This is a genomic window from Vibrio sp. SCP2, from assembly GCF_059295395.1.
Genome location: NZ_JCAFVV010000005.1, coordinates 174235 through 201211 on the forward strand (window position 1 = coordinate 174235; position 26977 = coordinate 201211).

Here is a 26977-nt window from a genome sequence, read left to right on the forward strand (position 1 = left end):
ATCCTTAATAAAGATTGTGCTCAGGTTGACCGGCAAACATGATTGCGCCTTCAATGGCATCAAACTGCGGTTCAACGATCCAAGACTGTACTGGTGGCGAAAGCCAAGCTTTGATGCGCTCAGCAATGCCGCCCATTAAACAGATGCGAGTCGCCCCTTTACGATTAAGTGCCACTAGGAACATTTCAATGTCTGCGGCCGTCTGCTTAAGCATATTGATTGCTAAGCTATCGCCCTGATGAGCGTGTTGAAAAATTGCAGGAGAGAATTGTCCGTAGTCTCTTGGTAATGCCGATTTAGACCATTCCACTATTTGGTCGACATCATGGTTGAAATGAGCGAGAACGTGCTGAGCAAGTGGAGTCTTTTCGCCGATACCATCTTGAGTAAGAAGAACTTGTTGAATAAGGCGTAGGCCCATAACAGCACCGCCACCTTGATCTGATATTGGAAACTCTCGTCCACCAACAACATGTTGTTGACCATTTTCAAGGTAGATACCACAAGAACCTGTGCCTGCAATCATGATCGCACCAGCATCACCATTATGAGCGCCAATGCACGCACCGTAAGCGTCGGTGTTTAGCACGATCGAAGCGAATGGGTGTGGTAGACCCATAAAGGCTTGCCATGCTGATTTTTGCTCAGCACCTGCGAGAGCAAGGCCAAGATGCATGCGAGCAAAATCATTGGAATTTAAGCCACCCTGAATGGCGGCTTCGGTAATGGCTTGAACAATCGAAGCCATTGCAACTTCAACACCTAGCAAAATATTGGCGCTGCCGCTTTTCGCCTCGCCGATTAAGTTGCCTTGATCATCACGAATTCTGGCGCGGCAGGAAGTACCGCCACCATCAATACCAACAAATAACTTACTCATTGGTTGTCTCCTCAGTATTGAAGTGAGCGAATTGACTTACTATCGCGAGCAAATACCAAGCACCATGTGGAATCCATTGCTCTCCCCAACGCCAGTTTTGCAGCATGTCGTCTTTTTGTTTCTCTGGGTTAAAGGCGATGTCGTTTTCGTCTTCAAAGCCTGCGGTAATACCGTTACAAATGCCGCCTTTGGCATTGAAGAATCCAAGCTGTGGCAGGTAATCTGGGTTGTTGATGCCATGCCCATCCAGCATGCACATATGGTAAGGGTTAAGGCCTAAGATCCAGTTGAGACTGTTTTGGGCGAATGCGAGCAGTTGTTGCTTCGTTGCATGATCTTCAATATGCGCAAGGGCTAAAAATGCCATGCTACTGAGAGACCCTAAACGTGCATTCTCTCCTTGCCACCAATAACCGGTTTCATTGTTCTGCGCGACAAAGAATGCATCGCGCTTTTCACCATCAACCGATTTGACGTATTGGCGAGGGTAACCAAACGGGTTTGCTACGCTATTGCTAATTGTCAGTTCAAACTTCACCGCACGATTGAGCACTTCGGTCACTTGTGATTTTCGTTGAGCGTTAGGCTCAACATTGAGGTACTCACATAGAGCGATAACGGGCAGGCCGGCTTCAGCGGCGTGATAGTATGGGCGACTACCATCTTGGTTGGCTGCCCAGTAATGGTTGAAGTTTTGGTCACTTTGCTGACGTGAGACCAGTTGATTGCTCCAGTAGCGGCACTCTTCAAGATACTGTTCATTTTCGGTTGTTCGCAGCAGCTCAGTCACTGCTAGCAATGCACAGTACTCATCAATGATGTTCTCTTGGCCGTCATCTAGGTATTGGCGGTTAAACTCTTTAAGGTGCCAATAGCCTTTCTCAGCAGCGGCTAAGTATTCTTGGCGAGTAAACTCACCGGATTCATCTAATCGAGCTGCCTGAGCTAATGCCGCGATAGAGATACCGCCACCTTGTCTAAAGCCTGCTTGATAATCTTCAGACTTGTGACCTTCTTGAGTAGCGTAGGCACAAATTTCTCGCTGTTTGGTATTTTTCGACCACTTATCAAAGACGGTCATGTAAAAGTAACCGGCTTCATTTTGCATACGCACTAGGAAATCTGCGCCGAATAGTGCCTCTTCAATTAAGCGAACTTTAGAGAAAGCGGGTAGGGCATCACCACTGCCTACAAGCTCTAAACCTTTGAGCATGTTCCAAACTACCATCGGAGTTTGCTGTGGGTTTAGATAATTGGCATACGACAGGTGACTTAGGTATTTGCTGACATCTCCTGAGGCATCATACCAACCGCCTTGAACATTTACGGTTTGATCACTGCCGAGAATAGGGATCTGTTTGTCTTGTTTGTCAAAGCGGCCACCACAACGTTGTGATTTGAAGTAGTGGAGTAGGTCGGAAAAGGTTGTGTTGAGCAATAGCCCTTGCTCAATCGCAAACACTTCAGAGCGCAGGTTTTCAACTCTTAGGTAGAAGCGTCCTACTTGTTCAAAATCAGAGAATTCAATACGAAAAAAACTCCCTTGGTGCCAATTAGCGACCTTTGTGCCTTTCTCAATAGCAAAAGTCGCCACAGTTTGATGACTGTCGGCACAAACTAACAACGCAGTGGTAGATGAAAGTCGTGTCTTGCCGGTCATCAAAACAGCCTGCTTTGGCCCAAGGGCTTCATAACCAATATGGTTAGTAAGTAGCAGCATTAAAATCTCCGAAAAATCAATCTTGTTAGTTGAGCCAAGAAAATCTTGGCTCTTTAGGTTTTAGTTTTCGTATAGGTAACAGCGAACAAAGTGGTTATCAGAAAGCTGAGTCACTTCTGGTAACTGTTCGCGACATTTATCTGAAGCGTGTTGGCATCGACCGGCAAAAGGGCAGCCTACAGAGGCTGGCGTCCAGAGTGGGATCTCGCCTTTGTTACCTTTTAGTTTCTCGTGAATCGATTTGCTTGGATCAGGAACCGCAGAAACCAATAGCTGTGTATATGGGTGCTGAGGGTTATGAATGATCTCTTCCGTATCGCCCCATTCAACCATGTGGCCGACATACATAACCGCGAGATCTTCTGCAATGTAACGTGCAGTAGCGATGTCGTGCGTGATGTAAAGCAGAGACATTTGTTTCTCAAACTTCATCTCTTCCATCAGGTTAAGTACGCCAGCACGAATCGAAACATCCAGCATTGACGTCGGCTCATCGGCCAATACCACTTCCGCACCTACCGCGATGTTGCGTGCTAAGTTGACACGCTGACGCTGACCACCAGATAACTGATGCGGGAACTTTTGCGCCGTCTCTTTTGGTGGGATAAGACCTACTTGTTCGAGTAGATCGTATACACGCTCTTCCTGTTCTTTCTTGTTGCGAGGATCTACTTTTTTATGGATCAGCAGCGGACGAAGAATGTGGTGGAAGATATTGTGGGTCGGGTTTAGTGAACCAAACGGGTCTTGCCAAACCATTTGCACACCTTCGCGGTACGCCATTAGGTCAGAACGCGAGTCGATGGTTTGAATATCACGACCTTTGTACTCAATCACACCATCGGTTGGTGCATACATCTTTGCGATCATCTTGGCGGTTGTTGATTTACCTGAACCAGATTCACCAACCACAGATAGGCCGCGGCTTTTGTACATTTTGAATGATACGTCGTTGATGGCACGCATCATTGGCTGTTGTAATGCATTGCTACTGATCGGGAAATCTTTGACTAGGTTTTTCCCTTCTACCAATAGCTCGCCAAATTCTTTGCTCATAATTGTCTCCAGTAATCTTTATAGTTATTTCTCAATGGCTCTCTAGAGTTTGCTTTGAGCTATCGGGTCACCATAAAGGTGGCAATTTGAGAAACGATTAGGCTCGATTTGTCTTAGTTGAGTCGGTACGCGAGTACATGCCTCGTGAACACGGTCACAGCGTGCTTGGAAACGACAACCTTGTGGAATTTCCAGTAGGTTGAGAGGGTTTCCTGGAATACCAGTCAACTTAGTTTTTGGCCCAGTTAATGGAGGGAAAGAACTACCTAACCCCTTGGTATAAGGGTGGTAAGGGCTTTCTAGAATCTGTTTCGAAGGTGCAACTTCAATTAACTCACCTGAGTACATGATGCCGATACGGTCAGAGAACTCGACCATCAAAGAGATATCATGGGTAATGAATAAGATTGAGAAGCCAAACTCTTCTTTTAGTGCATAGATCTTTTGCAGAATCTCACGTTGAACCACTACATCCAGTGCTGTGGTTGGTTCATCCATGATGATCATCTTTGGATTGAGCGCGAGCGCGATCGCAATCACCAAGCGTTGACGCATGCCACCCGAGAATTGGTGCGGGTAGTCAGTGAGTCGGCTAGGGTGAATATCGACAATCTCTAACAGACCTTCAGCGCGTTTACGAGCTTGTTCACGAGTCATGTTGGTGTGGCGCATAATAACGTCACAAAACTGCTCTTCCATGGTCAGCACTGGGTTCAAAGCATTCATTGCGCTTTGGAACACCATCGACATTTCGCTCCAACGGAACGACTGCATTCGATCGTCACTGTACTTAAGGATATCTTCACCATTGAAGATAACCTCACCACCGGTAATAAATGCAGGCGGCTTATGTAGGCGCATTAGCGAGAAGGCTACGGTGGATTTACCACAACCAGACTCGCCTGCTAGGCCAAAGACTTCACCTGGGGCAATGTCAAAGCTGACATTGTTACACGCACGGACGTCGCCTGCGTCAGTAATATAGTCAACGCAAAGGTTGCGGATAGAAATAAGTGGGCTAGTCATAATTATTTATCTCCGCTCCAAAGTGCATTTTGAGGTGGCATTTCAGGTGTACGTTCTTTCTTGTCTTGAGCTGCAAGCTTCTTCCAACGCTTCATACCTTTATGTGAACGTAGCTGAGGGTTGGCAATCTCATCGACTGCGAAGTTAAGCAGTGCTAGACCAGTAACCAGTACAGTAAGTGCGATACAAGGTGTTAGAACTTCCCACCATGCGCCGATTAGCATCGCAGATGATTGGTTAACGTTGTAAAGCATGATGCCCCAGCTGATGGTATTCGGGTCACCAAGACCAAGGAAGGAAATGATAGATTCCATACCAATTGCGTACATCACTGAGCCAATAAAGCTCGCGCCAACAATTGGGATTAAGTTCGGTAAAATTTCAACAAAGATGATGCGGAAAGAAGACTCACCAAGTACTTCTGCGGCTTTAACAAACTCTTTCTCTCGCAAGGCAAGCGTTTGAGAGCGAATAACCCTCGCACCCCAAGCCCAGGAGGTACAGCCGATAATGATGGCAATGGTTAGTGGTCCTGCTTCACCAATGAAGGCGGCTAAAACGAATAGCAATGGGTATTGAGGGATAACCAGCATGATGTTCATCGCGGCGGTTAACACGTCATCAACACGACCTCCGAAGTAACCTGCTGAAATACCGATGATGGTTGCAAGTAGACACACAGTGATACCCGCACCAAAGCCGACACCGAGAGAAATACGCGCACCGTGAACAAGCTGAGACCAAATATCGCGGCCCATGCGGCTAGTACCAAGAACGTGATCGGCTTTTTTAGACATGATCATGGTGCGGCGATCAGTCGCTAAGTTCTGTGCAATCCAACCATCTGGGTTAGCTTTTGCTGATGTGACAACAAAGCCTGGGTACTCATGTGGATTACCAGTTCTTTTATCTGGAGCATGCTTAGTCAGTACCGGTGCGAAAATCGCGACAAGTAAGAACACTGAGACAATGGCTAAACCGACACGTGCGTATGCGTTACCTAAAATTAGCTTAAATAGTTGTTTCATAATTATTTTCCTCCCTTGCGCAGGCGAGGGTCTAGAACGACATAAGCCATATCTGCAATTAAGTTAAATGACAGCATAAACAGCGTCATAATGATTAATTGACCTTGAAGAACCTGGTAATCACGTGCGTGAATCGCGTTAAGAAGAACCGTACCAAGCCCTGGGTAGTTAAAGATGATTTCTACAATCAGCTGACCGCCAATCGCCATACCGAGTGACATTGAAAGGGCAGTCACACTTGGCAGTAGCGCGTTTCGTGCTGCGTAGTTGAAAACAACGCGGTTTTCGCTCAAACCCTTACCTTTCGCCATAGTGATGTAGTCTTCGGCGAGTAGGTTAATCATGTTGTTACGCATGTTGATCAAGAAGCCACCGATCTGAACCACAGAAGCACAAAACAGCGGTAGGATGGCGTGGTAGGCGACGTCTTTGATGAACTCCCAGCTTGTCCATTCAGGCACCGTACCTGCTGTGTAGGCATATCCTGTTGGGAACCACTTCAAGCCGATTGCGAAAGTAAAGAGCGCTAGCATCGCGATAACAACTTGAGGGACGGCTTGAATAATGAGCATGCCAGGTGTGACGAAAGCATCGTATTTGCTGCCGCGCTTCCATGCGGCGAAGATGCCTAAGATAGAACCTAACGAGAATGAAAGGATTACGGCTGAACCTGCAAGGAACAGTGACCAACCAAACGCACCACCAAGCAGTTTGTTTACAGATAGCGGGTAGAATTGGATTGAAGTACCCAGTTCCCAGCTAAGAATATTTTTCATGTAAGCAACGTATTGAACAAACAGGCCGCCATCGACGAAACCTAGTAGCTCTTTCATTGCTGCGATACGCTCAGGCGTTACCTGAACCGATGCGTTAGCGAACATCATGGTGACCGGATCACCCGGCATCGCACGAGGAATAATAAAGTTTAATGTCGCCGCAACTAATAGCGCGACCAAATAGAACGACAAACGTCTTAAAAAATAACCCATAACTTATACCTTACTTACCCAGATTTTCCCTGTTTCTGGCTTCAGGTCGCCCTAGCGAAAACGAAATTTAGAGCGAACAATCCCCTGACGACTAGCGCCACATAACAAACTGGTTACAGTGTGGGGGATTTTGCGGCATACGGAATGTATGCCGCATAGTTAGAACAACTACTTATTTAACTGGTTTTAGGTCCAGTACGTGTAGTAGACGCTCTGGGATACCAGCCCAAATGTTTGGACGGCCTTTTGGATTTTCTTCGTTCCACCAACCAGTAAAGCGAGTTGTGTTGTATTGGAACATGTATGCACCAGACAATACTGGAATCGTTACTTGGTCTTTAGCAATGATTTCCTGAATGCCGTGAGCGATTTCTAGCTGCTCGTTCTTATCAGCTGTTTTGTAGAAGCTGTTAAGAAGACCATCAAGTTTGTCGTTCTTGTAGTAGTGCATTGCAAAGCGAGGCATACCGTCACCAGCTTGCAGCTCAGAGTTGTAGCCACTGTTCCAGTATAGGTGTGGATCTGCACCGTGGAAGTAGTTGGTGTAAGCAACGTCATACGTAGCTTCTAGCATCGCTTGGTTGTACACAGAGAAGTCTGGAGTACGTGCTTTTGCTTTAATACCTACTTCAGCAAGTTGCTCAACCGCTAGTTGAACTGTGTTGTTGAAGTCAGTCCAACCGTTAGGAGATTGAATCAGAAGTTCGAAAGACTTACCTGATGGAGTGTCTACGAAACCGTCATTGTTAACATCTTTAAAGCCAGCTTTTTCTAGCAGCTTTTTAGCGCCTTCAACGTTGTATGTGTTGTAACCTTGGTATTTCTTATGAGTGCTTTCATCAGACCAAGTCTTAAATGCATAACCTAGACCTGAAGCGAAGTCATTCACTGTACCGCCGCCGTAGAACGCGATGTCGATGATAGTTTGACGGTCAAGTGCCATTGAGAATGCGCGGCGGAAATCAACGTTTGTTAACGCTTCATTTTTAGCTGCGTCAGGGTGCTTAAAGTTAACAACAAATGCCTGTGTACCTGCTGGCGGGTACCAGTAGTGGTGCTTAGGACTTGCCGCTGCATAGGTACGATCGATGTCTGGAATGAATGATGAAGTCCAGTCCATTTCGCTGTTTACAACTTTACCAAGGAATTGGTCGTTGTTTGCGATCTGAGGAACTCGTAGACAGTCTACATCTAGGTTATCTGCGTCCCAGTAGTTCGGGTTTTCACACTGAATGTAAAGTTGTGGAGTGAAAGTCGCGATTTCAGTAAACGGACCAGAGCCTACAGGATTTTCGTTAGTGAACGTCGATGGATCTTTAATCTTGCTCCATACGTGCTGAGGAACTACAGGTACTTTTACAATTTCGTAAGGAGCATTTGAGTTCGCTTCTTTGATATTGAATTTAACTTGGTAGTCATTCAGTTTCTCAACGCTAGAAACCCAAGAGTTGATACCACTTTGATCAAGTTCTGGCTTCTCTTTCACTAGATTAAATGAGTAGATCACGTCATCTGCGTTGAAGGTTTCACCATCAGACCATTTCACGCCTTTACGTAGGTCAAATACAACGCTAAGTAGATCGTCTGCAATCGTGTAGTTCTCTGCAAGACGGAAAACAGGTGTATTACCATGCATCTCGTTGAAAACAACAAGAGGCTCGTATAGGAAATCTGTTGTTGTATGTAAGTTCGTTGCACCTAAGTATGGGTTAAAGTTACGTACGAAAGTGGTGAACTCTTTAGGGTGGATAGTTAATTCACTGCGTTCAGCTGCTGCGGCTACTGAAGTAAAACCAGTTGCTGCTGTTGCGATAATTGCTGTTGCTAGTGCTGTTTTTTTAATGTTGGCAAGCATAGCTGTTCCTTACTATTTGCTTTCATTTCACTAATGGATTGGAATGTCATCAATTGAATAACACTCACTAAGGCCTACCTCTGTAGGTAACTTTTCGCCGGAGGTGACGAGCAGTCTAGAGTGGCCTGTAGGCCTTAGGCACAGTAAGAAAACACCTTAACGTCAATTTTCGCAATTGCTATTCCCGTCAAAACCGTTAAAACCTCGAATTATGACGTCAATAATGTTAAAAAAGCTCTATATGAGTGATTTTTTGGCCAATAATTGAGTTTGAACTGAGTCGCATTAAGTCACCTTTTGTGTTCGCTTTGTTGGTGCTTACTAACTTGTTATCCCCTCTAGGGTAAAAGGTTCTCTACCGTCTGTATATCGTGAGATCTTAGTCACGCGTGCTATAAAGCGTTAATTTTTTCCACCAAATAAAAACTGCCGTCTTGTTGTGATTGGCTTCGCAATATGAGCTTTATTTGTTCAATAGAGACGATAATAAGCTTGTTTTGGTCATTTTGAGCAAGTGTTATAGCTTGAAAATAACGCCTTGTTTGAGTTGTTTTACGCAGCGTATTAACGTCATTTAAAGTTGCTCAATTCATTTTTACTGGGCAATAAAAAAGCCTGCACAAGCAGGCTTTAGTTCGTTTGTCGCTACGCGTTAGCTGGTGAGCAAATGCTGCAATTTATCGCGTAATCCTTCTATGTGGGTTCTCTCTGGACTTTGTTCATTACAGTGCTCAAGAATGTAATCGAGGGAGCTTAATACGGTCCTCCAACGCGGAGTCTTAGGTAGGGTTTCCGGTCTGAGGTATTTGTCCAAGGTACGGGTTTGCAGTGTACTTCGGTCGAGATACACGCGCCACAAACCGCTTTGCTCAGCAAAAGCAAACTTAGTTTGGCCTGTAACCGATTCCCAATAAATAAGCGCGCTGGTCATCGCTTCAACCAAGACTTCGCGCATCACCTCTTGTTTTGATTTGTTGTCGCTTGTTGCTCGGTCTGCCAAGCGAGTAAATTCTCCACCTAGCTCTTTAAGTTCCTGCAGTTTTGCTTTATCCCCTTCAAAAGCGAAGCTAGATAACGCTTCAATTGCGGTTTCTAGGTTGTTAATACGCGCTGCATTGATACCGCCACCCACATTAAATATGTACATAGAGCGTAGCCCGGCTCCTTCAGGCAGCTTAAGGATATCCGCCGACAGGTGTTGCCTTACATCTTCTACATAGACATCAATAGTGCCGCAGTAGTGTTCTTGTTCCACGTTAAGGAACTTAGGCGCAATGATTTCGTCGGCGCTTGAGCGTTTTAGCTGTTCGGTTGAGCGTTTAAACAGTCTTGATGCCGCCTCATTGGCGAAGCGAATCTTATTGTCTTCTCGTACACAGACAATGGCCTCTGGAGCGGTCTCAAGTTGCTCAAGTAGTCGGCCTTGTGTCTCAAGTAAACTCGCTTCGACGATTGCCCGATGTTTTAGCTCTTGATGCAGCTGCTGATTTTCGATTCGACGCTGTTCCGCTTTGCTAGCGGTGAGATGAGCGACAATACGAGCAGCCAGCTCTTGCTTGTTAAATGGCTTGGATAGGTAGTCGTTGGCACCCGCGTTAAAGCCGCGAACCCTATCATCAGTTTGGTTTAAAGCGGTTAGCATGATCACGGGTAGTTGTGCATGATCGTAGGTCTCGCGTAGAGTTTCACACACTTGGTAGCCACTCATTCCCGGCATCATGATATCCAGTAGCAGCAGCTCAGGTTTTTCTTTACTGATGGCTTCAAGCGCCTCATGACCATCTTTCGCGGTTCGAACACGATAGCCTTCTAGGCGCAAGAAACTATCCAGTACCCGTAAGTTTACGGGTTCGTCGTCGACGACAAGTAATAGTGGGCCGTCTGGATTTTCAGGTAAGCTTGCTGGCTCCTCTAGTTCAATCTCACCAGAGTTTGGCGCTCTAAAATGAGCGGATTCATAATGGTTTGCTTGCTCAATTTGCTCTGTATTGGCGATTGGCAACGTGAAGCTAAAGGTGGTTCCAACCATAGGTTGGCTGCTGACATAGAGCGTACCTTGCATTAGTTCAATTAGCTGACGGCTAATCGACAAGCCCAATCCCGCTCCCTGACGATAACGACTCGCGTCGCTTCCAGCTTGAATAAGCGGTTCAAATATATGGTCAAGTTGATCCGCTGGGATACCTTGCCCTGTATCGACCACTTGAACACGAATGTTGTCATCTACCACACTGGCGGATATAACGATCTTCCCTTCGCTAGTGTATTTAATCGCATTGCCGACCAAGTTATATAAAACTTGCTCTAGTCGTTGTGGATCGGCACTAACCCAGACAGGCTCGTCAGGAACCTGATTAATGATCCGCAGAGGCTTTGAGCCAATAAGGTGAGAAGAGAGTTCCAATACCAAGCGAGTAGAGCCTGCTAAATCGACGGCACTGGTCTCGATATCTAGATTGCCATAGCGCATCTTATGATAGTCGAGCAGGTCATCAACCAAGGTTGCTAAACGCTGACCACTATTGATGATGATATCGAGCTGATACTTATGTTCAGAGGTGATTGGGCCATTAGCGCCAGAGGCGAGTGCTTCAGCAATACCGACCATGCCATGAAGGGGTGTACGTAGTTCATGGGAAGTGGTGGCCAAGAACTCATCTTTGAGTTTATTCGCCAATTGCAGCTCTTCATTTTGCTTCTGGATTAGCTGGAGATTGCTTTCTAGCTCTTCATTTTGCTGTTTGATCAGCAGGATCTTTTCTCTAATAGAACGCTGCATCCGCTCGAAGCTGATCGCCAAGCGCCCGATTTCGTCTTTGCGCTGAGTGTTGTTCATGTCGGCATCAAGATCGCCAGCCGACACTTTTTCTGCTGCCCAAGTCAGTTGCAGTAGCGGTGAGGTGATAAAGTTCGACAAATAATGCGAGGCCATGACAACCAAAAGAATGGCAGTCAGCATGGCGAAGATAAATAGGGTTTCGAGCTGGTGGACGCGAGCGAAGGCGACGCTTTCTGGCACTTCTACCACAATGGCCCAGTCAATGCCTTTAAAGGAAATTGGGCTGTATGCGGCAATGATCGCTTCATTTTCCGTATTGGTATAAGTGCCTACGTCGCTCGCGCCTGCAAGTGCAAGGTCGACCACTTGACGGCTTTTATCAATATCTTCTTGTTGGTAGGCAAGGGTGCGTGATTGATGATCGGAGCCGACTAACAGTGTCTTCATCGACACCAGATTGCTCTTGTCGGCGACCAGTTTGGTGATGCCATTGTTTGGCAACCTGAACATCGCATAACTGTGCAAATAGCCTTGCTGGATTATAGGTGCACCAAGCCAAGCTACGGGTTTTCCCTGCTCGCTAGAGAAGTCAGAAATAATCAGAGGGGTAAAATCTTCATTGGTTTTGCGCTTATCGTTGACCAGATTACGCAGCTTAGCAAAGGTTTTACCCAGGTTATCGTCTTTGTATTTACCCGTCAGAAGGTTAGTACCAAAGTTATCATGTTTGTAGATCGAGTAGGTGACGTTGCCTTCTCTATCGACAAGCAAAATATCATCAAAGTCAGAGCGTTTCAGAAGTTCTAGATATGCCCAGTGATATCGTTTGTGGAGCAGGCGGTAGCGCTCTGTGCCGTTATAGACACTTGATTGAGGTAATATTGAGGTTTTGATTTGGTCACCAGAACCTTGGATATAACGGCGTTGAGCGTACTCACGTGCTTGCTCCATGTCTAAGCCAAGACTGCTAAATGCGTTGACTAAACCGTAGAAACGCCCACCGCTGGCATAGGCTAACTCTGAACGGACAAAGCCCATTACTTCAGACTCCTTAGCGTATAAGTAATCGATCACTTGTTGGCGCTTACTATCTCGAACCGAGGTTAGGTGTGAGGTACTTTGCTCTTGAAGATCTTGAGTGTGGGATTGTAAGAAAAAGATCGCAATAACCGTCAGAGGGGTAATACTCAACACTAAAAATGCCAGCATTAAGGTACTCTGAAGGCGTTTAAACTTCTGTTTTCGATAAAACTTAAACATAGCCTGAGTTTAGTTTCCGTAACAATACTGCTTATATGGAAGAGGGCGCGCCAGATAAGCGAGACAAAACGTTATTTTCCTAAGATGACAAAATTAACGAGTTTTTTTACTTTGACAAGTAAGTTGCGATCAAAGCGTGGAGGGTGGCGCAAATTTAATGGCTATAGGCGGGATATTGCCCAATCCAAGCGAGGGATTGGGCAGTTGAATTACTTTTTCGCGTGGTAAATAGCGAATTTGCTGGTCTTATTTAGCGTCTCACAATTACCGTAAGCTTGCTCAATAATCGGTGGATATTTTAAAAAGCTATTGGCAACAATGTACAAGTGACCTTGGTTTGCGCTCTGCTTAGGACCTTCGGCAAGTAAGGTTTCTGTTGCGCTATAGCTAGTATCCAGTCCCGCGTGGAACGGCGGGTTACTAATGATAAAGTCATAATCGTTACTGGTATCAGAATAGATATCAGAGGCAAAGACTTTACCTGTTAATCCGTTGGCTTCTAAGGTTGCTTTGCTCGATGCCACTGCTAATGCGCTGATGTCGCACATTTCTAGCTCAATATCTGAATTCAATAGTGCCATCACACTACCGATAACACCGGCACCACAACCAAAATCGAGCACCTTGCCGCTTAAGTCAGGTAGCGTATCAAGCAGTAGCTTACTACCGATATCAAATTCACCATGACTAAATACACCCGGTAAGCTCTTAATCGTCAGCGAAGTTTGCTGATATTCGACTTGATAGGTTTTAAACCAGGTTTGTAGCTCAAACGGAGCGGGAGTCTGCGTACACTGTCCCCAGTAGAAGGAGCAGCGACGTGCAGAATCGTATTTGGTGATCAAGCCATACGGCTTAAACATTTTCTCGATGCTTTTCACACCTGAACGGTTTTCCCCGACAACCACGATCTCTGTGTCTTTGCCAAGTTTTGCCATCAGCATAGCGAGCAAGTATTCCGCTTCGGCTTTTGCTTTCGGCCAATAGAGCAGCACCATATCGGCTTGAGTCTGCTGATTAAATTCAGCACCAAAGACACTTGTCACCTGCGAGTATGCGCTCAACTGTCGATGGTAACCATAGTTAGTGGTGAAGACAGTGACAGAGTGGCAGTGTTTAGTAAGTTCGACGGGAAAAAGATCTTCAGCTTCTCCAGCGACCAAAACATGCTTACCTTCGAAGTAGGCAAACTGTCTCTCAGCGATTTGACTTGGTGCAATATAAGCAGACATAGCAAACTCAGTATAAAAAAATGAGGGAGGATTTTCGCATAATCCTCCCTCATCTTGAAGTGATAAACTCGCTCAACAGCGCCTAACGTAAACGCTAACTGCGATCTTGTTGATCAAGGAAGCCTTGGAACTCTTCTTCATAGATATTGAACAACACCATGGTGACGGCAAAGATGATTGGACCGTAGATCAAGCCAATCAAGCCAAACAGATGTAGACCACCAAGCAGTGAGAAGAAGATCATTAAGGTATTCATTCCCGCACTGCCTTGCATTAATAGCGGACGCAGCAAGTTATCAATCGAGCCAACGATCGCGACGCTCCAAACCGTTAAGAAAATCGCCCATGTGGTATCACCGATTAAGAACAAGTAAATCGCGGCCGGTATCCAGATTAGCGCGGTTCCCACGACAGGGATAAAGGAAGCAAAGCCCATCATGGTGCCCCAGAATAAGCCCGGGAATCCTGCAAGCCACATACCAATACCGCCCGCAAAGCCTTGCGCAATGGCCGTTAAGAATGAGCCCATTACAGCAGATTTAGCCACCTGTTCCACTTCATCGAGTAGCTTGTCTTCTTGGCTGCGTGACAGCGGTAAAATGTGTCGAATCGCGCTGATGATTTTGTCGTGATCGCGCAGTAAGAAAAACAACACGAACAACATCAAGAAGAAATCCATTAAGAAGTTAGTCGCATCACCTAAGATCTTGGCGCTAATACCCACTAGGTTACTGCCGAAAGAAGTAGCAAATTGCGCTACTTTCTGGGCAATCTCTTGAGGGCTAATGGAATCAAACGGTAAGTAAGTATTGACTAACGACAGTCCATTCACTACCCAAGGGTGTTCGAAAATCGTTTGAATACCGCCATGGGTGACCCACTGATAGACATTTTGTGAAAAAGCCGAACCTTGCTGAACAATGGCTGCAAACACAAACAACAGCGGAAAAACGATGATAAAGGTGAGTACGATACATGAGAGTAGGGATGCCAAGTTGGTGTGCTTTGGCATGCGTTTTTCTATCCACTCATGAATAGGAAACATCAGTAGTGAGATGATAAATGCCATGACAATTGAGTTGATGTAAGGCTCAACTAACAAAAAGCACGCAAGCCCAGCAGCAAGTAAGGCAACAATCAATACCCAATGGCTGGAAGTTAATTTGACTTTATCTGACACTTTTCTTATCCAAGATTTCGATACTGTATCAGTATAATGGCGGTAAATGTCTGAGTGTTCAACGCAAAATCAAAATGTTATTCGCGGAGTGGAAAGAGTATGGGCTGTTGTGAGAAAGAGAAATGTTGCGATAGTAAGAGCGAGCCTAAGCGCAAAATACCTTGGTTTGCTCTGATGTTATTAGGCTTAGCGGTATTAGTGGTCGTTAACTGGCAATAAAAAAGGCTGCACTCGGCAGCCTTCATTTCGTATCAAGCGCTATGATTATGCTTCTTCAGCAATAATTGCGAAACAGCGGTCAGCCGCTTCTAGTGTCGCTTCAATCTCTTTGCTACCGTGAGCAAGTGACGTGAAGCTTGCTTCGAATGCTGATGGAGCAAGGTAAACACCGTGGTCTAGCATTAGGTGGAAGAAGCGTTTGAAGCGTTCGATATCGCATTTCGTCACGTCTTCGTAGCGAGTAATGCTTTCTTGGTCAGTGAAGAAGAAGCCAAACATACCGCCAACTTGGTTCACCACTAATGGGATGTTGTGGTTGTCAGCCAAAGCTTTAAAGCCTTCTGCAAGTTGCTTGGTTTTTGAAGCTAGGCGTTTTTCATTGCCTTCTTCTTTTAACAGGTTCAAACATGCAAAGCCTGCAGCCATTGCTACTGGGTTACCAGAAAGTGTTCCCGCTTGGTAAACAGGACCTGTTGGTGCGATATGTTGCATGACTTCTTTACGGCCACCGAATGCGCCAACTGGCATACCACCACCAATCACTTTACCTAGAGTCGTTAGGTCTGGCTTGATGTTGTAGTAGCCTTGTGCGCCGCCTAGAGCAACGCGGAAGCCTGTCATTACTTCATCAAAGATTAACAGAGCGCCTTCTTCATCACAGATTTGACGCAGTCCTTCGTGGAAGCCTTCTACTGGCGGAATACAGTTCATATTGCCTGCCACTGGCTCTACGATGATACAAGCGATCTCACCTTTGTTTGCTGCAAACAGCTCACGTACTGAATCAAGGTCGTTAAATGTTGCGGTTAGCGTGTGCTTAGCAAAATCAGCAGGAACACCTGGTGAGCTTGGTTGACCTAAAGTCAGTGCGCCTGAGCCCGCTTTAACCAGTAGGCTGTCTGCGTGACCGTGATAACAGCCTTCAAACTTCATAATCTTGTCACGACCAGTGTAGCCACGAGCTAGACGAATCGCACTCATTGTCGCTTCTGTACCTGAACTTACCATGCGCACTTGCTCCATTGATGGAACAAGTTCTGATACAAGCTCAGCCATAGCAATTTCCATCTCAGTCGGAGCGCCAAAGCTAAGACCACGCTGCGCTGCATCAATAACAGCTTCACGGATGACTGCGTGGTTGTGACCAAGAATCATTGGTCCCCAAGAGCCTACGTAGTCGATGTAGGCTTTACCATCAGCATCAAAAATCAATGGGCCGTCGGCACGTTCTACAAAGATTGGCGCGCCACCAACACCGTTAAAAGCACGTACTGGAGAGTTCACGCCGCCAGGAATGGTTTGCTGTGCTTTTTGAAATAGATCAGCTGATTTGGTCATGGGATATCCTCTTTTGATTGCTCGGACCAATTTGGCTCGCATTGTACCTGCCCTGCCGGATTCAATAAAACGCTTTGCGCCACATTCTGAATACTTTGACAGCAAATAAACCGCAAATAGTGTAAAAAATGGCTTGAAAAGTGGTGAATACTTGAACGCTTCACTCAGGTATTAGATAATCACTGCAATATTAAAAGATAAGTTCCAGATGGTGAGTGCAGTCTGGATGCAGAAGACTGAGAGAGGTCATCGTGAGCGAAGTAAATATCCCATTAACATTTTCAGATGCAGCGGCTCAGCGAGTAGGCGCTTTAATTGCTGAAGAAGAGAACCCAAACCTGAAGCTACGTGTATACATCACGGGCGGCGGCTGTAGCGGCTTCCAATACGGGTTTACGTTTGACGAAAGCGTCAATGAAGGTGATACCACGATTGTAAATAGTGGCGTGACTTTAGTCGTTGACCCTATGAGCCTCCAGTACCTAGTGGGTGGACAAGTCGATTACACTGAAGGCCTTGAAGGCTCGCGCTTCTTCGTTAACAACCCGAATGCGACCACTACCTGTGGCTGTGGTGCATCTTTTAGTGTTTAATCACTGACCGTTTTGTCAAAGGCTGCATTGATTGCAGCCTTTGTTTTATCTGCCTCTCAGATTCCAGAAACTGAGACCTACTCTAAAATACTGTCCAACTGTATTTTATTTTTGTTTGGTTAATTTATATCCTGAATAATACTTCTCACGAATGAATCTCGTGAGCCCCTATATCTAAGGCTTACCTAGTCACCGTTACCTAGGTTGTTACGGTTGAATTAGGATGCGATATAGAATTACTAAGGATAGTTATGGCTAGTATCTCTCCGTTGCGTTTTATCGCGACCAGACCTTATCTTGTATCTCTTTTTTTAGTCACTGTACTTACGCTCTGGCTTGGCGTAGGTATGCTCAATGCCGAAGACTCGACACCGCAACATAACGAGCTGGAGATCCCTTTAGCTAAAGTCGCTTTCACTTCGTTTGTCGCCAACCCCACCCATAAAAGCATCGATCTCTATGGACGGACCGCTCCCAATAAGCAAGCAAAACTAGGCGCTGAGATCGCAGGTAAAATTACCCAGCTTAAAGTTTCCAAAGGGGACAGTGTTAAACAAGGGCAAGTGATTGCGCTGATCGATAAAGGCGATCTTGAGATTCAGCTTGAGCGCGCACAAGCCATGCTTAAGGTGAAAGAGAAAGAGTTTAAAGCGGCCAAGTCACTGCAAAGTAAAGGCTTACAGGGTGAGGTTGCCTTCACTAACGCTCAGGCGGGATTGGTTGAAGCTAAAGCTATGGTAAGCAATGCTAAAATTGCTTTGCGTAACACCTCGGTGACCGCGCCCTTTGCTGGATTTGTTGATCATCTGTTTATTGAAAAAGGGGATTTTGTCGGTGTTGGCGATCCCGTCGCAAGCTTGCTTGACCTGAGTATGATTGTGATTGAAGCCGATGTCAGCGAGCGACATATTCAGGATCTGGTTTTAGGCCAACAAGCGCAAGTTCGCTTTATTAATGGCCAACAGGCACAAGGCAAAGTTCGCTATATTTCGCGCGTTTCGTCTGACTCGACCAACACCTTTCCGATAGAAATCGAGCTGCCCAACCCTAAGCAGAGAATCCCTGCTGGTATCAGTACTGAAGTGACACTGAACTTGCAAGATCAACTTGCTATCAAGGTGACGCCAGCCATGCTCGCTTTAGATGAAGCCGGTAATCTAGGGGTTAAAACTCTAGTCGCAGATCGTATTAAGTTTGTTCCTATCAACCTAGTTAAAGCTGAACAAGATGGAGTGTGGCTAACAGGATTGGGCGAGAGTGTTGATATCGTCACTACCGGGCAGGGCTTCGTTCGCGATGGCGATCAAGTCATCGCTGTAGAACAGCAAGATTAGGAGGCGCGATTATGTTTGCATTGATTGATGCGGCGCTTTCTCGCACGCGCACCATGATGGTGTTGTTGGTGTTTATTCTTCTTGCTGGCGCTGCGACCTACGTGACGATCCCCAAAGAGTCGAGTCCAGATATCACCATCCCTATTATCTATGTATCGGTTGGGCACCAAGGTATTTCGCCATCTGACGCAGAAAGACTGCTAGTACGCCCAATCGAGCAAGAGCTAAGATCGATTGAAGGGGTCAAAGAGATGACCTCTACTGCATCAGAGGGGCATGCCTCTGTGATGCTGGAATTTAGTGTTGGTGTCGATCTCAACAAAGCGATGGCAGATGTGCGTGAAGCCGTTGACCTCGCTAAGCCTAAGTTACCTAGCGATAGTGATGAACCGACTGTTAATGAAGTGACTTTGGCGTCAGAAGAGCCTGCTTTATCTATCGTGCTATATGGTACGGTTCCAGAGCGCACTATTGTTCAGATTGCGCGCCAACTAAGAGATAAGCTTGAAAGCTATCGTCAGATCCTTGAAGTGGATATTGCTGGTGATCGCGAAGATATTGTCGAGATCGTGGTTGATCCGCTTTTAATGGAAAGCTACGGGCTCGATCAAGGAGATATCTACAATCTGATTGCCTTGAACAACAAAGTGGTTGCGGCAGGCTTTGTTGATACCGGTTATGGGCGTTTCTCAGTGAAAGTGCCGTCAGTATTTGATTCCTTAAAGGACGTGCTTGAACTACCTGTCAAAGTAGACGGTAAGCAAGTGATCACTTTTGGTGATGTCGCGACCGTACGTCGAGCTTTCCGAGATCCAGAGAGCTACGCCCGACTCGATGGTAAATCGGCGGTGGTGCTTGATGTGAAAAAGCGTGCTGGTGAGAACATCATCGAAACCGTTGCGTTAATAAAAGCGGTTTTGGAACAGGCACAAAAACGTCCTGACTGGCCGAATAACCTGTTAGTTAAGTACACTTGGGATCAATCCAAAGACGTTAAGATGATGCTTAACGATCTACAAAATAACATCCTGTCGGCGATCATTTTGGTTGTTATCGTCATCATCGCGATATTAGGTGTTCGAACCGCTTTCTTGGTTGGGGTATCGATACCCGGCTCTTTCTTGACCGGGCTGTTAGTTCTGTCCGTATTTGGCTTGACGGTCAATATCGTGGTGTTGTTCTCGCTGATTATGGCCGTGGGTATGCTGGTGGACGGCGCCATTGTGGTGACAGAGTTTGCCGATAGGCGCATGCAAGAGGGGACGCCACGTAGAGAGGCATATCGAGATGCGGCGAAACGTATGGCGTGGCCTATTACTGCGTCAACGGCGACGACTTTAGCGGCATTTGCACCACTGCTTTTCTGGCCTGATGTGACTGGTGAGTTCATGAAGTACTTGCCGCTTACGTTGATCGCAACGTTAACCGCATCACTGGCAATGGCGTTATTGCTCGTTCCTGTACTAGGGAGCTTAATTGGTCGACCACAACACGTAACTAAAGCGCAGCGTGAAAAAATGGTTGCCTTGCATGACGGTGATTTCTCTAAAGCGACCGGCATTACTAAGCTCTATTTTCATACCTTAGATATCGCGATTCGCCATCCACTGAAGATTTTGTTGAGTGCGATTCTGTTAGCCATTGCAGTGGGCTTTACCTACGCCAAAGCGGGCTTGGGCGCTGAGTTTTTCCCTGAAGTCGATCCCCCTTTCTTTACCGTTAAAGTGCGCTCTTATGGCGATCTCTCCCTTGATGAGAAAGACGTCATCATGCGTGATATTGAGGCGGTGATGCTTGGGCATGATGAGTTTGAAAGTGTCTACACCAAAACAGGTGGCGACGACGAAATCGGACAAATCCAAATTACACCTGTCGATTGGCAATATCGCCGTAAAGTCAAACAGATCATCGAAGAGCTCAAGCAACAAACGGATCAATATGCAGGGGTGGAAATTGAGTACAAGTTCCCGGACGCAGGCCCACCCGTTGAGCATGATCTAGTGATTGAGATGTCAGCGCGGATTCCTGATCAACTTGATGGTGCCGCAAAGCTAGTGAGGCAGTGGGCAGATAACTACCCTGCGTTTACTAACCTGAGTGATACCTCAAGTAAAGAGGGCATTGACTGGCAAATCGATATTCGTCGTGATGATGCCTCGCGCTTTGCCGCGGATGCAACATTAGTTGGTAATACAGTTCAGTTTGTTACCAATGGCCTGAAAATTGGTGATTATCTACCTGATGATGCAACTGAAGAAGTCGATATTTTGGTGCGTTATCCGGAAGAGAAACGCGATATTGGTCGCTTTGATCAATTGCGAGTCAAAACAGCCGCAGGTCTTGTGCCGATTACTAATTTTGCCAATATCGTTCCTGAGCATAAGCAAGATACGATTCGCCGTATCGACGGACATCGCGTGATCAACATTATGGCTGATATGAAAGAGGGCTATAACCTCGCATTGGAGTTGCCAAAGATCAATGAGGCAGTTTCCAAGCTCGATCTTCCTTCGAGTGTTGAGTTTAAGATTCGTGGTCAGAATGAAGAGCAAGAAAACTCTTCTGCTTTTCTACAAAATGCTTTCTTGGTTGCCTTAGTTGTGATGGCGCTGATCTTGATTACTCAGTTCAACAGTTTCTATCAGGCATTTTTGATTCTAAGTGCCGTGCTGTTTTCTACTGTGGGGGTATTTGTTGGCTTACTCGTGTTCCAAAAACCGTTTGGCATCATCATGTCAGGTATTGGTGTTATTGCCCTTGCAGGGATCGTGGTTAACAACAATATCGTGTTAATTGATACCTACAATCAGCTGCTTAAGCGCGGGCTCGATAAACGCGAAGCGATATTACGCACGGGTGTACAGCGTTTAAGACCTGTGTTGTTAACTACGGTGACGACCATACTTGGTCTACTGCCAATGGTGCTTGAAATGAACATCGATCTCATCAATCAGAAGATTGAGTTTGGCGCCCCTAGTACTCAGTGGTGGTCGCAATTAGCGACAGCGGTAGCGGGTGGATTAGCCTTTGCTACTGTGTTGACCTTAGTCTTGACGCCTTGTCTGTTGATGCTTGGCAGAGTTCATAAAGTGGAAGAGCAGGCTAACCAAGTTATCGAAGCTGAGTAGAAACACCAGCAAAAAAGAAAGACCCGCATGATGCGGGTCTTTGTGTTTATGGAGTTGCGAGCAACTCTCCGTAACGCTCTAACTTCTCTAGCCTTAATTTCGCGTTGGCAATATACGTGGTTTTCGCTTTGCCTGTCAGCGACTTAGATTGCGGTAGCTTAACCGTTCTTGGGTTTTTATGTACCCCGTTGACTAAGAACTCATAGTGTAGGTGAGGACCAGTGACGCGTCCTGTTCCACCTAGCGTTCCTATTGTTTGTCCTTGTTTTACACGTTGCCCTGTTTTGACTTTACGACGCTGTAAGTGGAGGTATTTAGTAATATAGGTATTGCTATGTTTGATAAACACATAGTTACCATTGAACTGGTTGTAACTCGATTTTAGAACCGTACCGTCACCAGCAGCCCATATTGGTGTGCCAACTGGCGCAGCATAGTCAGTGCCACGGTGTGCGCGGACTTTCCCTGTTACTGGATGGCGACGAGTTGGGTTAAAGTTTGAACTAACGCGACGGAAATCGAGCGGAGAGCGCAAGAAGGCTTTCTTCATTGCACGACCATTTTCGTCGTAGTAGTTGCCAGTTTTGTCATCGAGAATAGCTTTAAAGGTATCACCTTGGTTTTTGAAGATGGCGGCAATGATCTTACCTCGGCCGACAACTTCACCTTCAACGACTTTCTCTTGATAAAGAATCTTAAAGTTATCTCCGCCACGAATATCTAAAGCAAAGTCTATATCCCAACCAAAGATGCCCGCAAGCTCCATGATCTGGTTTGGTGTTAGACCAGCATTGACGCCCGCGTTCCAGAAGTTTGAAGTGATATCAGCTTCAGCATAGTTGTACTGATAGTGGACCTGTTTTTTATCAATCGTTGAGGTGTAGCCACTCGCTGATTTGGTGACAAGAAAGGTCTCATAAGGGCTAATGACGCGTTTGAGCTGAATCAGTTGGTTGTCAGCATCGAAGCCTAGCTGGAATGAATCACCCGGTCGAACTCGGGTTAACTGCCTTTCAATATCTTTATTGGTGGAAGTCAGTTGATACAGCAGGCGAGAAGAAAGCCCAGCACGTTGAAAAAGTAGTGCCATGCTATCACCAGAGCCTATGGTATGTTTTTCCCATCGCAGCACTGCAAGTTTTGGTGCTGACTCTTGTAAAGCGAGCTGCTCAAGATCAATGGCTAGCGGGTAGGCTTTACCTACTTGATAATTGCTCTCCTCTTGACGGAGATCTTTCGGCGCTGGCAGAAACAAAGCAATGACGATAAAAGCGCTAAATAAGGCGATAAGGGCTCGGTGAATCCATGGCAATCGAGCGAAAAGAGACAACATCTTATGTCCGTTCTAAAAAATTCAGTAAAAAAGCTCAGCTGTTTAGTCTAACTGGTTTCAAAAAGCATCGCTATTCAAGTAAGATGACCAACTAACAAATTTTTGCCAAATCTGTGGGAGTGAACAAGAATGGCGAGCATTGAAGCTGCACTAGCCGAGATTAAGCGCGGTGTTGAAGAACTGATTCCAGAAGAAGAACTGATTGCTAAGTTGAAAGAGGGTCGTCCTCTTCGTATTAAGTTAGGTGCCGATCCTACTGCACCGGATATTCACCTTGGTCATACAGTGATTTTCAACAAGCTGCGTGCATTTCAGGAGCTAGGCCACGACGTTACCTTCCTTATCGGTGATTTTACTGCCATGGTTGGTGACCCTACGGGTAAGAACAACACTCGTCCACCACTAAGTCGTGAAGATGTACTGCGCAACGCTGAAACTTATAAAGAGCAGGTATTTAAAATTCTAGATCCAGCTAAGACGAAAATTCAGTTTAACTCTGAGTGGTTGTCTGAGCTGGGTGCTGAAGGCATGATTCGTCTTGCTGCTAACCAAACCGTAGCACGTATGCTAGAGCGTGATGACTTTAAGAAGCGTTATGCTGGTGGTCAGCCAATTGCTATTCATGAGTTTATGTACCCACTGCTACAAGGTTACGATTCAGTAGCAATGGAAACTGACGTAGAGCTAGGTGGTACTGACCAGAAGTTCAACCTACTAATGGGTCGTGAACTACAGAAGTCGAACGGTCAGAAGCCACAGGTTGTACTAATGATGCCACTTCTTGTTGGTCTAGACGGCGAGAAGAAGATGTCTAAGTCGGCCAACAACTACATTGGTATCAGTGAAGCGCCAAGCGAAATGTTTGGTAAGATCATGTCTATCTCTGATGACCTAATGTGGAACTACTACGACTTGCTTTCATTCCGTCCACTGGACGAAGTTGCTCAACTAAAAGCAGATGTAGAAGCGGGTCAAAACCCACGTGATGTAAAAGTGGCTCTAGCGAAAGAGATCATTGCACGCTTCCACTCTCAGGCAGATGCTGACGCAGCGGAGCAAGAGTTTGTAAACCGTTTTGCTAAGAACCAAATTCCTGATGAAATGCCAGAATTTGCTTTTGATGCAGGCCTACCGGTAAGCAATATTCTTAAAGAAGCGGGCTTGTGTGCTTCAACTTCTGAAGCAATGCGTATGGTTAAGCAAGGCGCAGCTAAGATTGATGGCGAGAAGGTAGCAGACTCTAAGTTTGCTCCTGAAGAAGGGACTTACGTATTCCAAGTTGGTAAACGTAAATTTGCTCGTATCACGATTCAATAATCGCTGAGCATTCTTATATATACATTTAAAAAGCGTCTTTTGGGCGCTTTTTTGTTGCTCACCATTTAATAGTCAAATATCCAACCATTAGTTAAAAAATAGGCTGATCTCTCTAGCTACTTTTGTTATTATCCTCGCGCTGCCAAAACGGCAGTTTTTTCGGAGACTTTTATGAACAATATCGACCATCCTCCTAGTATGAAAGGGGAAAAATAGTCCGCTTCGGTATTGTCGTCTCACGTCTCTACCATTGCGGTAGAGTGCTTCTTATCTCTTTGTGAATCCTCACATTTTTCTCCTCTAAATTCTAGAATCCAATACAGCTTTTCTGTGCACTCGTGTACGGATAGACGTGTCTATTTTTTGATTCAACATCAGCTGTATTTGATGGTCGTTACCTATTGCCAATCGGGAGATTCGCCATGACGGTAATGAGCAATACTTACATTGAAAACACCCCGCACTTTTCTCAAGAGGAGATCGGTGCCGCTCGCAATGCATTTTTGCAATACGAGCAAGCCCAGCAGGTCCATTTACTTACGGTTATGCCAGTAGAGGAAGCTGTCGGGATTTTACACCACTGTTCAGTGGGTTATGTCCAGCAATTGATCTCTGCGCTAGAGCTCGATGGACATGAAAAGTTGGCACGTCACTACGCGCACCAGCTTGGTTTTATTCATTCGGAAGTTGAGCCTTCGAATGGTTACCTAGATACACCAGTTATTGAGCACGTAAAGCAGCGAATCGGTTGGATCATTGCGCTCGCATTACTTGGCATAGTTTCAGGTCTAATTATCGCTCAATATGAAGATACTTTGAGCCAGTTGGTGCTATTGGCGATCTATATGCCTGTAATAGCAGCGGCGGGTGGTAATACCGGTACCCAAGCGGCAACCTTGGTGATACGAGCTTTAGCGACGGGTGAGTTGCGTAAAAGGCAGTGGTTAGAAGTGTTTTGGAAAGAGAGCCGAGTGGCGATTTGCTTAGCTTTTGCCATCGCCTTGGTGATTATTGGCCGTATCTTACTTTTTAGTGATAGCAGCAGTACGGGTGGCTTTGAGCTGAACACCATCGCACTTGCGATCGCGGTTGCACTGTTTATTCAGGTCACGATGTCGACCACGCTAGGTGGTTTGCTACCTATCCTAGCGCGTGCGTTTAAACTCGACCCTGCCGTGCTAGTAAGCCCAGTTTTAGCGTCTATTGTCGATATCTCAGGAATGTGGATTTACTTCACTGTAGTCAATTACTTCTTAGGGATCGCCTGACTGAACTGGACAATATCTTTATAGAACAAGGTTTCGAATTTAGTGATAGGGGCGATGATAGGTTTATCATCGCCCTTTGTTTTTGGTGGATGATAGTCAGTTACAAACTGAACAAATAGCGTACTCGGCTTACCAGATTTATCTAACCCATAGCCTGCCATATTGTAGCTGCCATACACGGAACCACTTTTAGCAATCAACTCGCCTTTAATTGGCGCTTTACGCATACTGCGACGATATTTCAAAGTGCCGTTGGTGCCTGATGTGGGCATTAAGGCGATCAAGCCTAATTCACTGTCATGTTGCCAAATATAGCGCAATACCGCTGCCATGTTTTGACTGGTAAAGCGATTATTGCGTGATAGCCCAGAACCATCAGCCAGTGGGGTATGCTCAATATCAATGCCGGTTTGGGTAAATAAAATCTGCTTAATTGCCTTGGTACCGTTGGCGAAGCTACCTGGCTGAATAAAGAACTTAGCGCCTAAGGTTTTGGTTAGGTTATCGGCGATAAGGTTATCTGACTTTTTGAGCATGGTTTCGAGCAGCTGAGGTAGTGCTTGCGAGTAATGAGTGGCAATGACTTTGCTTTGCTGCTCGGGAGCGCCAAGCCGAATACTGCCCGCTAGTTCGATATTAAGCTGAGCAAGCAGGGTATTAACAATTCTCTGGGTATATAGCGCTGGATCTTGCACTGCAAATTTTAGCGGCAGCGGCTTGCTACGGTTCTGCAGGCATCCTTGGAGTTGATAGTGGTTATCTGGAGAAGAGAGTAACTCCAGATCGCACTGTGAGCTCTCCTGTTCGATTTTAGACACCGAACTTGCCACAGTCGTAACATAAATAGGTTGGTGCTCAGGCACATAGACGCGAGTTTTCCCATCTTCTTGGGTATAGATAGAGGCTTGAACGCAGTTACCATCAAGCGAAATGGCGCTGGCTGGTGCGCTGTAACAAACGCCAAGAATATCCCATGGCCACCCTACTGCTCGGTCGTAACCGGTAAACGCGCTGTTATCTAACCAGAGATCGCCACTGATTCTTTTCGTGCCACTATTACGTAGCTGGCTGAGTAGTTGTTTTAAGTCTTGGGTGGTTAAAGTAGGATCGCCACTAAAACGCAGTACCACATCGCTACCAGTCTTCTCAATGCTAGTTGCAAACTGAAACTCATCACCAAGCTCTAATTTGGCGGCAAGTGCAGTAACAATCTTTAATGTACTAGCTGGTGGGAAGAACTGACTTTGGTTGTCGGTTTGCTCGATTTGATTTTGGCTTTGAAGAGATTCGACTTTGATTGCTGCGCGGCTGCCTAAAGGTAGTTCATTGAGTGGCGCATAGGCCGAGGCAGATACGCTAATTAGAGAGAGTAAGCAAGCAGAGGTAAAACGATCAATGAAGCGCAGCATAAGAATTCACGGTTAGCGGTTTAAGGAGGTCAG

The 26977-nt window shown here is 46.0% G+C and carries 18 protein-coding genes; 5 read left to right on the top strand and 13 right to left on the bottom strand.

Annotation, left to right across the window (positions count from 1 at the left end):
* Positions 1-4: 4 nt before the first annotated feature.
* The 11 genes from AC5O63_RS15650 to hemL all read right to left on the bottom strand — a co-directional run bounded on the left by AC5O63_RS15650 (position 5) and on the right by hemL (position 16562).
* Complete coding sequence (locus AC5O63_RS15650) at positions 5-880, bottom strand: glucosamine kinase nucleotide-binding domain-containing protein (protein ID WP_494505540.1); 876 nt, start codon at positions 878-880, stop codon at positions 5-7.
* Positions 873-2600 (bottom strand): glycoside hydrolase family 9 protein, encoded by a 1728-nt coding sequence (locus AC5O63_RS15655; RefSeq protein ID WP_494505541.1) that lies wholly within the window; start codon positions 2598-2600, stop codon positions 873-875. Before AC5O63_RS15655 ends, AC5O63_RS15650 begins: the two co-directional genes overlap by 8 nt.
* A 60-nt stretch (positions 2601-2660) precedes the next feature.
* Positions 2661-3656 (bottom strand): ABC transporter ATP-binding protein, encoded by a 996-nt coding sequence (locus tag AC5O63_RS15660; RefSeq protein WP_486794621.1) that lies wholly within the window; start codon positions 3654-3656, stop codon positions 2661-2663.
* A 42-nt stretch (positions 3657-3698) separates the two neighbouring features.
* Positions 3699-4682 carry an ABC transporter ATP-binding protein gene (locus tag AC5O63_RS15665; protein WP_004742644.1) on the bottom strand — a complete coding sequence of 328 codons (984 nt, stop codon included), beginning with the start codon at positions 4680-4682 and terminating at the stop codon, positions 3699-3701.
* Between the two features lie 2 nt (positions 4683-4684).
* Positions 4685-5710, bottom strand: coding sequence for an ABC transporter permease (locus tag AC5O63_RS15670; RefSeq protein ID WP_004742645.1), 1026 nt, complete (start codon positions 5708-5710; stop codon positions 4685-4687).
* A gap of 2 nt (positions 5711-5712) precedes the next feature.
* Positions 5713-6699: an ABC transporter permease gene (locus AC5O63_RS15675; protein ID WP_069667556.1), complete on the bottom strand. Its 987-nt coding sequence runs from the start codon at positions 6697-6699 to the stop codon at positions 5713-5715.
* Positions 6700-6871: 172 nt separating this feature from the next.
* Complete coding sequence (locus AC5O63_RS15680; RefSeq protein ID WP_494505542.1) at positions 6872-8554, bottom strand: ABC transporter substrate-binding protein; 1683 nt, start codon at positions 8552-8554, stop codon at positions 6872-6874.
* A 652-nt stretch (positions 8555-9206) separates the two neighbouring features.
* Positions 9207-12593, bottom strand: coding sequence for a response regulator (locus AC5O63_RS15685; RefSeq protein ID WP_494505543.1), 3387 nt, complete (start codon positions 12591-12593; stop codon positions 9207-9209).
* 209 nt (positions 12594-12802) lie between these two features.
* Positions 12803-13825 (bottom strand): 16S rRNA (guanine(1207)-N(2))-methyltransferase RsmC, encoded by a 1023-nt coding sequence (rsmC, locus tag AC5O63_RS15690; RefSeq protein WP_494505544.1) that lies wholly within the window; start codon positions 13823-13825, stop codon positions 12803-12805.
* A 94-nt stretch (positions 13826-13919) separates the two neighbouring features.
* The gene (locus AC5O63_RS15695) at positions 13920-15005 is read right to left on the bottom strand and encodes an AI-2E family transporter (RefSeq protein ID WP_494505545.1); all 1086 of its coding nucleotides are present in this window, start codon (positions 15003-15005) and stop codon (positions 13920-13922) included.
* 264 nt (positions 15006-15269) lie between these two features.
* Complete coding sequence (hemL, locus tag AC5O63_RS15700) at positions 15270-16562, bottom strand: glutamate-1-semialdehyde 2,1-aminomutase (protein ID WP_171324631.1); 1293 nt, start codon at positions 16560-16562, stop codon at positions 15270-15272.
* A 251-nt stretch (positions 16563-16813) separates the two neighbouring features.
* Between hemL and erpA the strand changes: the two genes are divergently transcribed.
* From erpA to AC5O63_RS15715, 3 genes are all read left to right on the top strand, one after another.
* Positions 16814-17155, top strand: a complete 342-nt coding sequence (gene erpA / locus AC5O63_RS15705; RefSeq protein WP_004742653.1) for an iron-sulfur cluster insertion protein ErpA — start codon at positions 16814-16816, stop codon at positions 17153-17155.
* 251 nt (positions 17156-17406) lie between these two features.
* A complete protein-coding gene (locus tag AC5O63_RS15710) occupies positions 17407-18489 on the top strand; it encodes an efflux RND transporter periplasmic adaptor subunit (protein ID WP_494505546.1) in 1083 nt (360 codons plus the stop codon).
* 11 nt (positions 18490-18500) lie between these two features.
* Positions 18501-21617, top strand: coding sequence for an efflux RND transporter permease subunit (locus AC5O63_RS15715; protein ID WP_494505547.1), 3117 nt, complete (start codon positions 18501-18503; stop codon positions 21615-21617).
* 46 nt (positions 21618-21663) lie between these two features.
* Here AC5O63_RS15715 and shyC read toward each other — a convergent pair whose 3' ends face one another.
* A complete protein-coding gene (gene shyC / locus AC5O63_RS15720) occupies positions 21664-22950 on the bottom strand; it encodes a peptidoglycan DD-endopeptidase ShyC (RefSeq protein WP_494505548.1) in 1287 nt (428 codons plus the stop codon).
* Positions 22951-23079: 129 nt separating this feature from the next.
* Here shyC and tyrS point away from each other — a divergent pair, with 129 nt between their 5' ends.
* Positions 23080-24267 (top strand): tyrosine--tRNA ligase, encoded by a 1188-nt coding sequence (gene tyrS, locus AC5O63_RS15725; RefSeq protein ID WP_494505549.1) that lies wholly within the window; start codon positions 23080-23082, stop codon positions 24265-24267.
* Between the two features lie 422 nt (positions 24268-24689).
* The gene (locus tag AC5O63_RS15730; protein WP_004742658.1) at positions 24690-25535 is read left to right on the top strand and encodes a magnesium transporter; all 846 of its coding nucleotides are present in this window, start codon (positions 24690-24692) and stop codon (positions 25533-25535) included.
* Here the strand turns inward: AC5O63_RS15730 and dacB are convergent.
* A complete protein-coding gene (dacB, locus tag AC5O63_RS15735) occupies positions 25514-26944 on the bottom strand; it encodes a serine-type D-Ala-D-Ala carboxypeptidase (protein WP_494505550.1) in 1431 nt (476 codons plus the stop codon). The genes AC5O63_RS15730 and dacB overlap by 22 nt on opposite strands.
* Positions 26945-26977 lie beyond the last annotated feature (33 nt).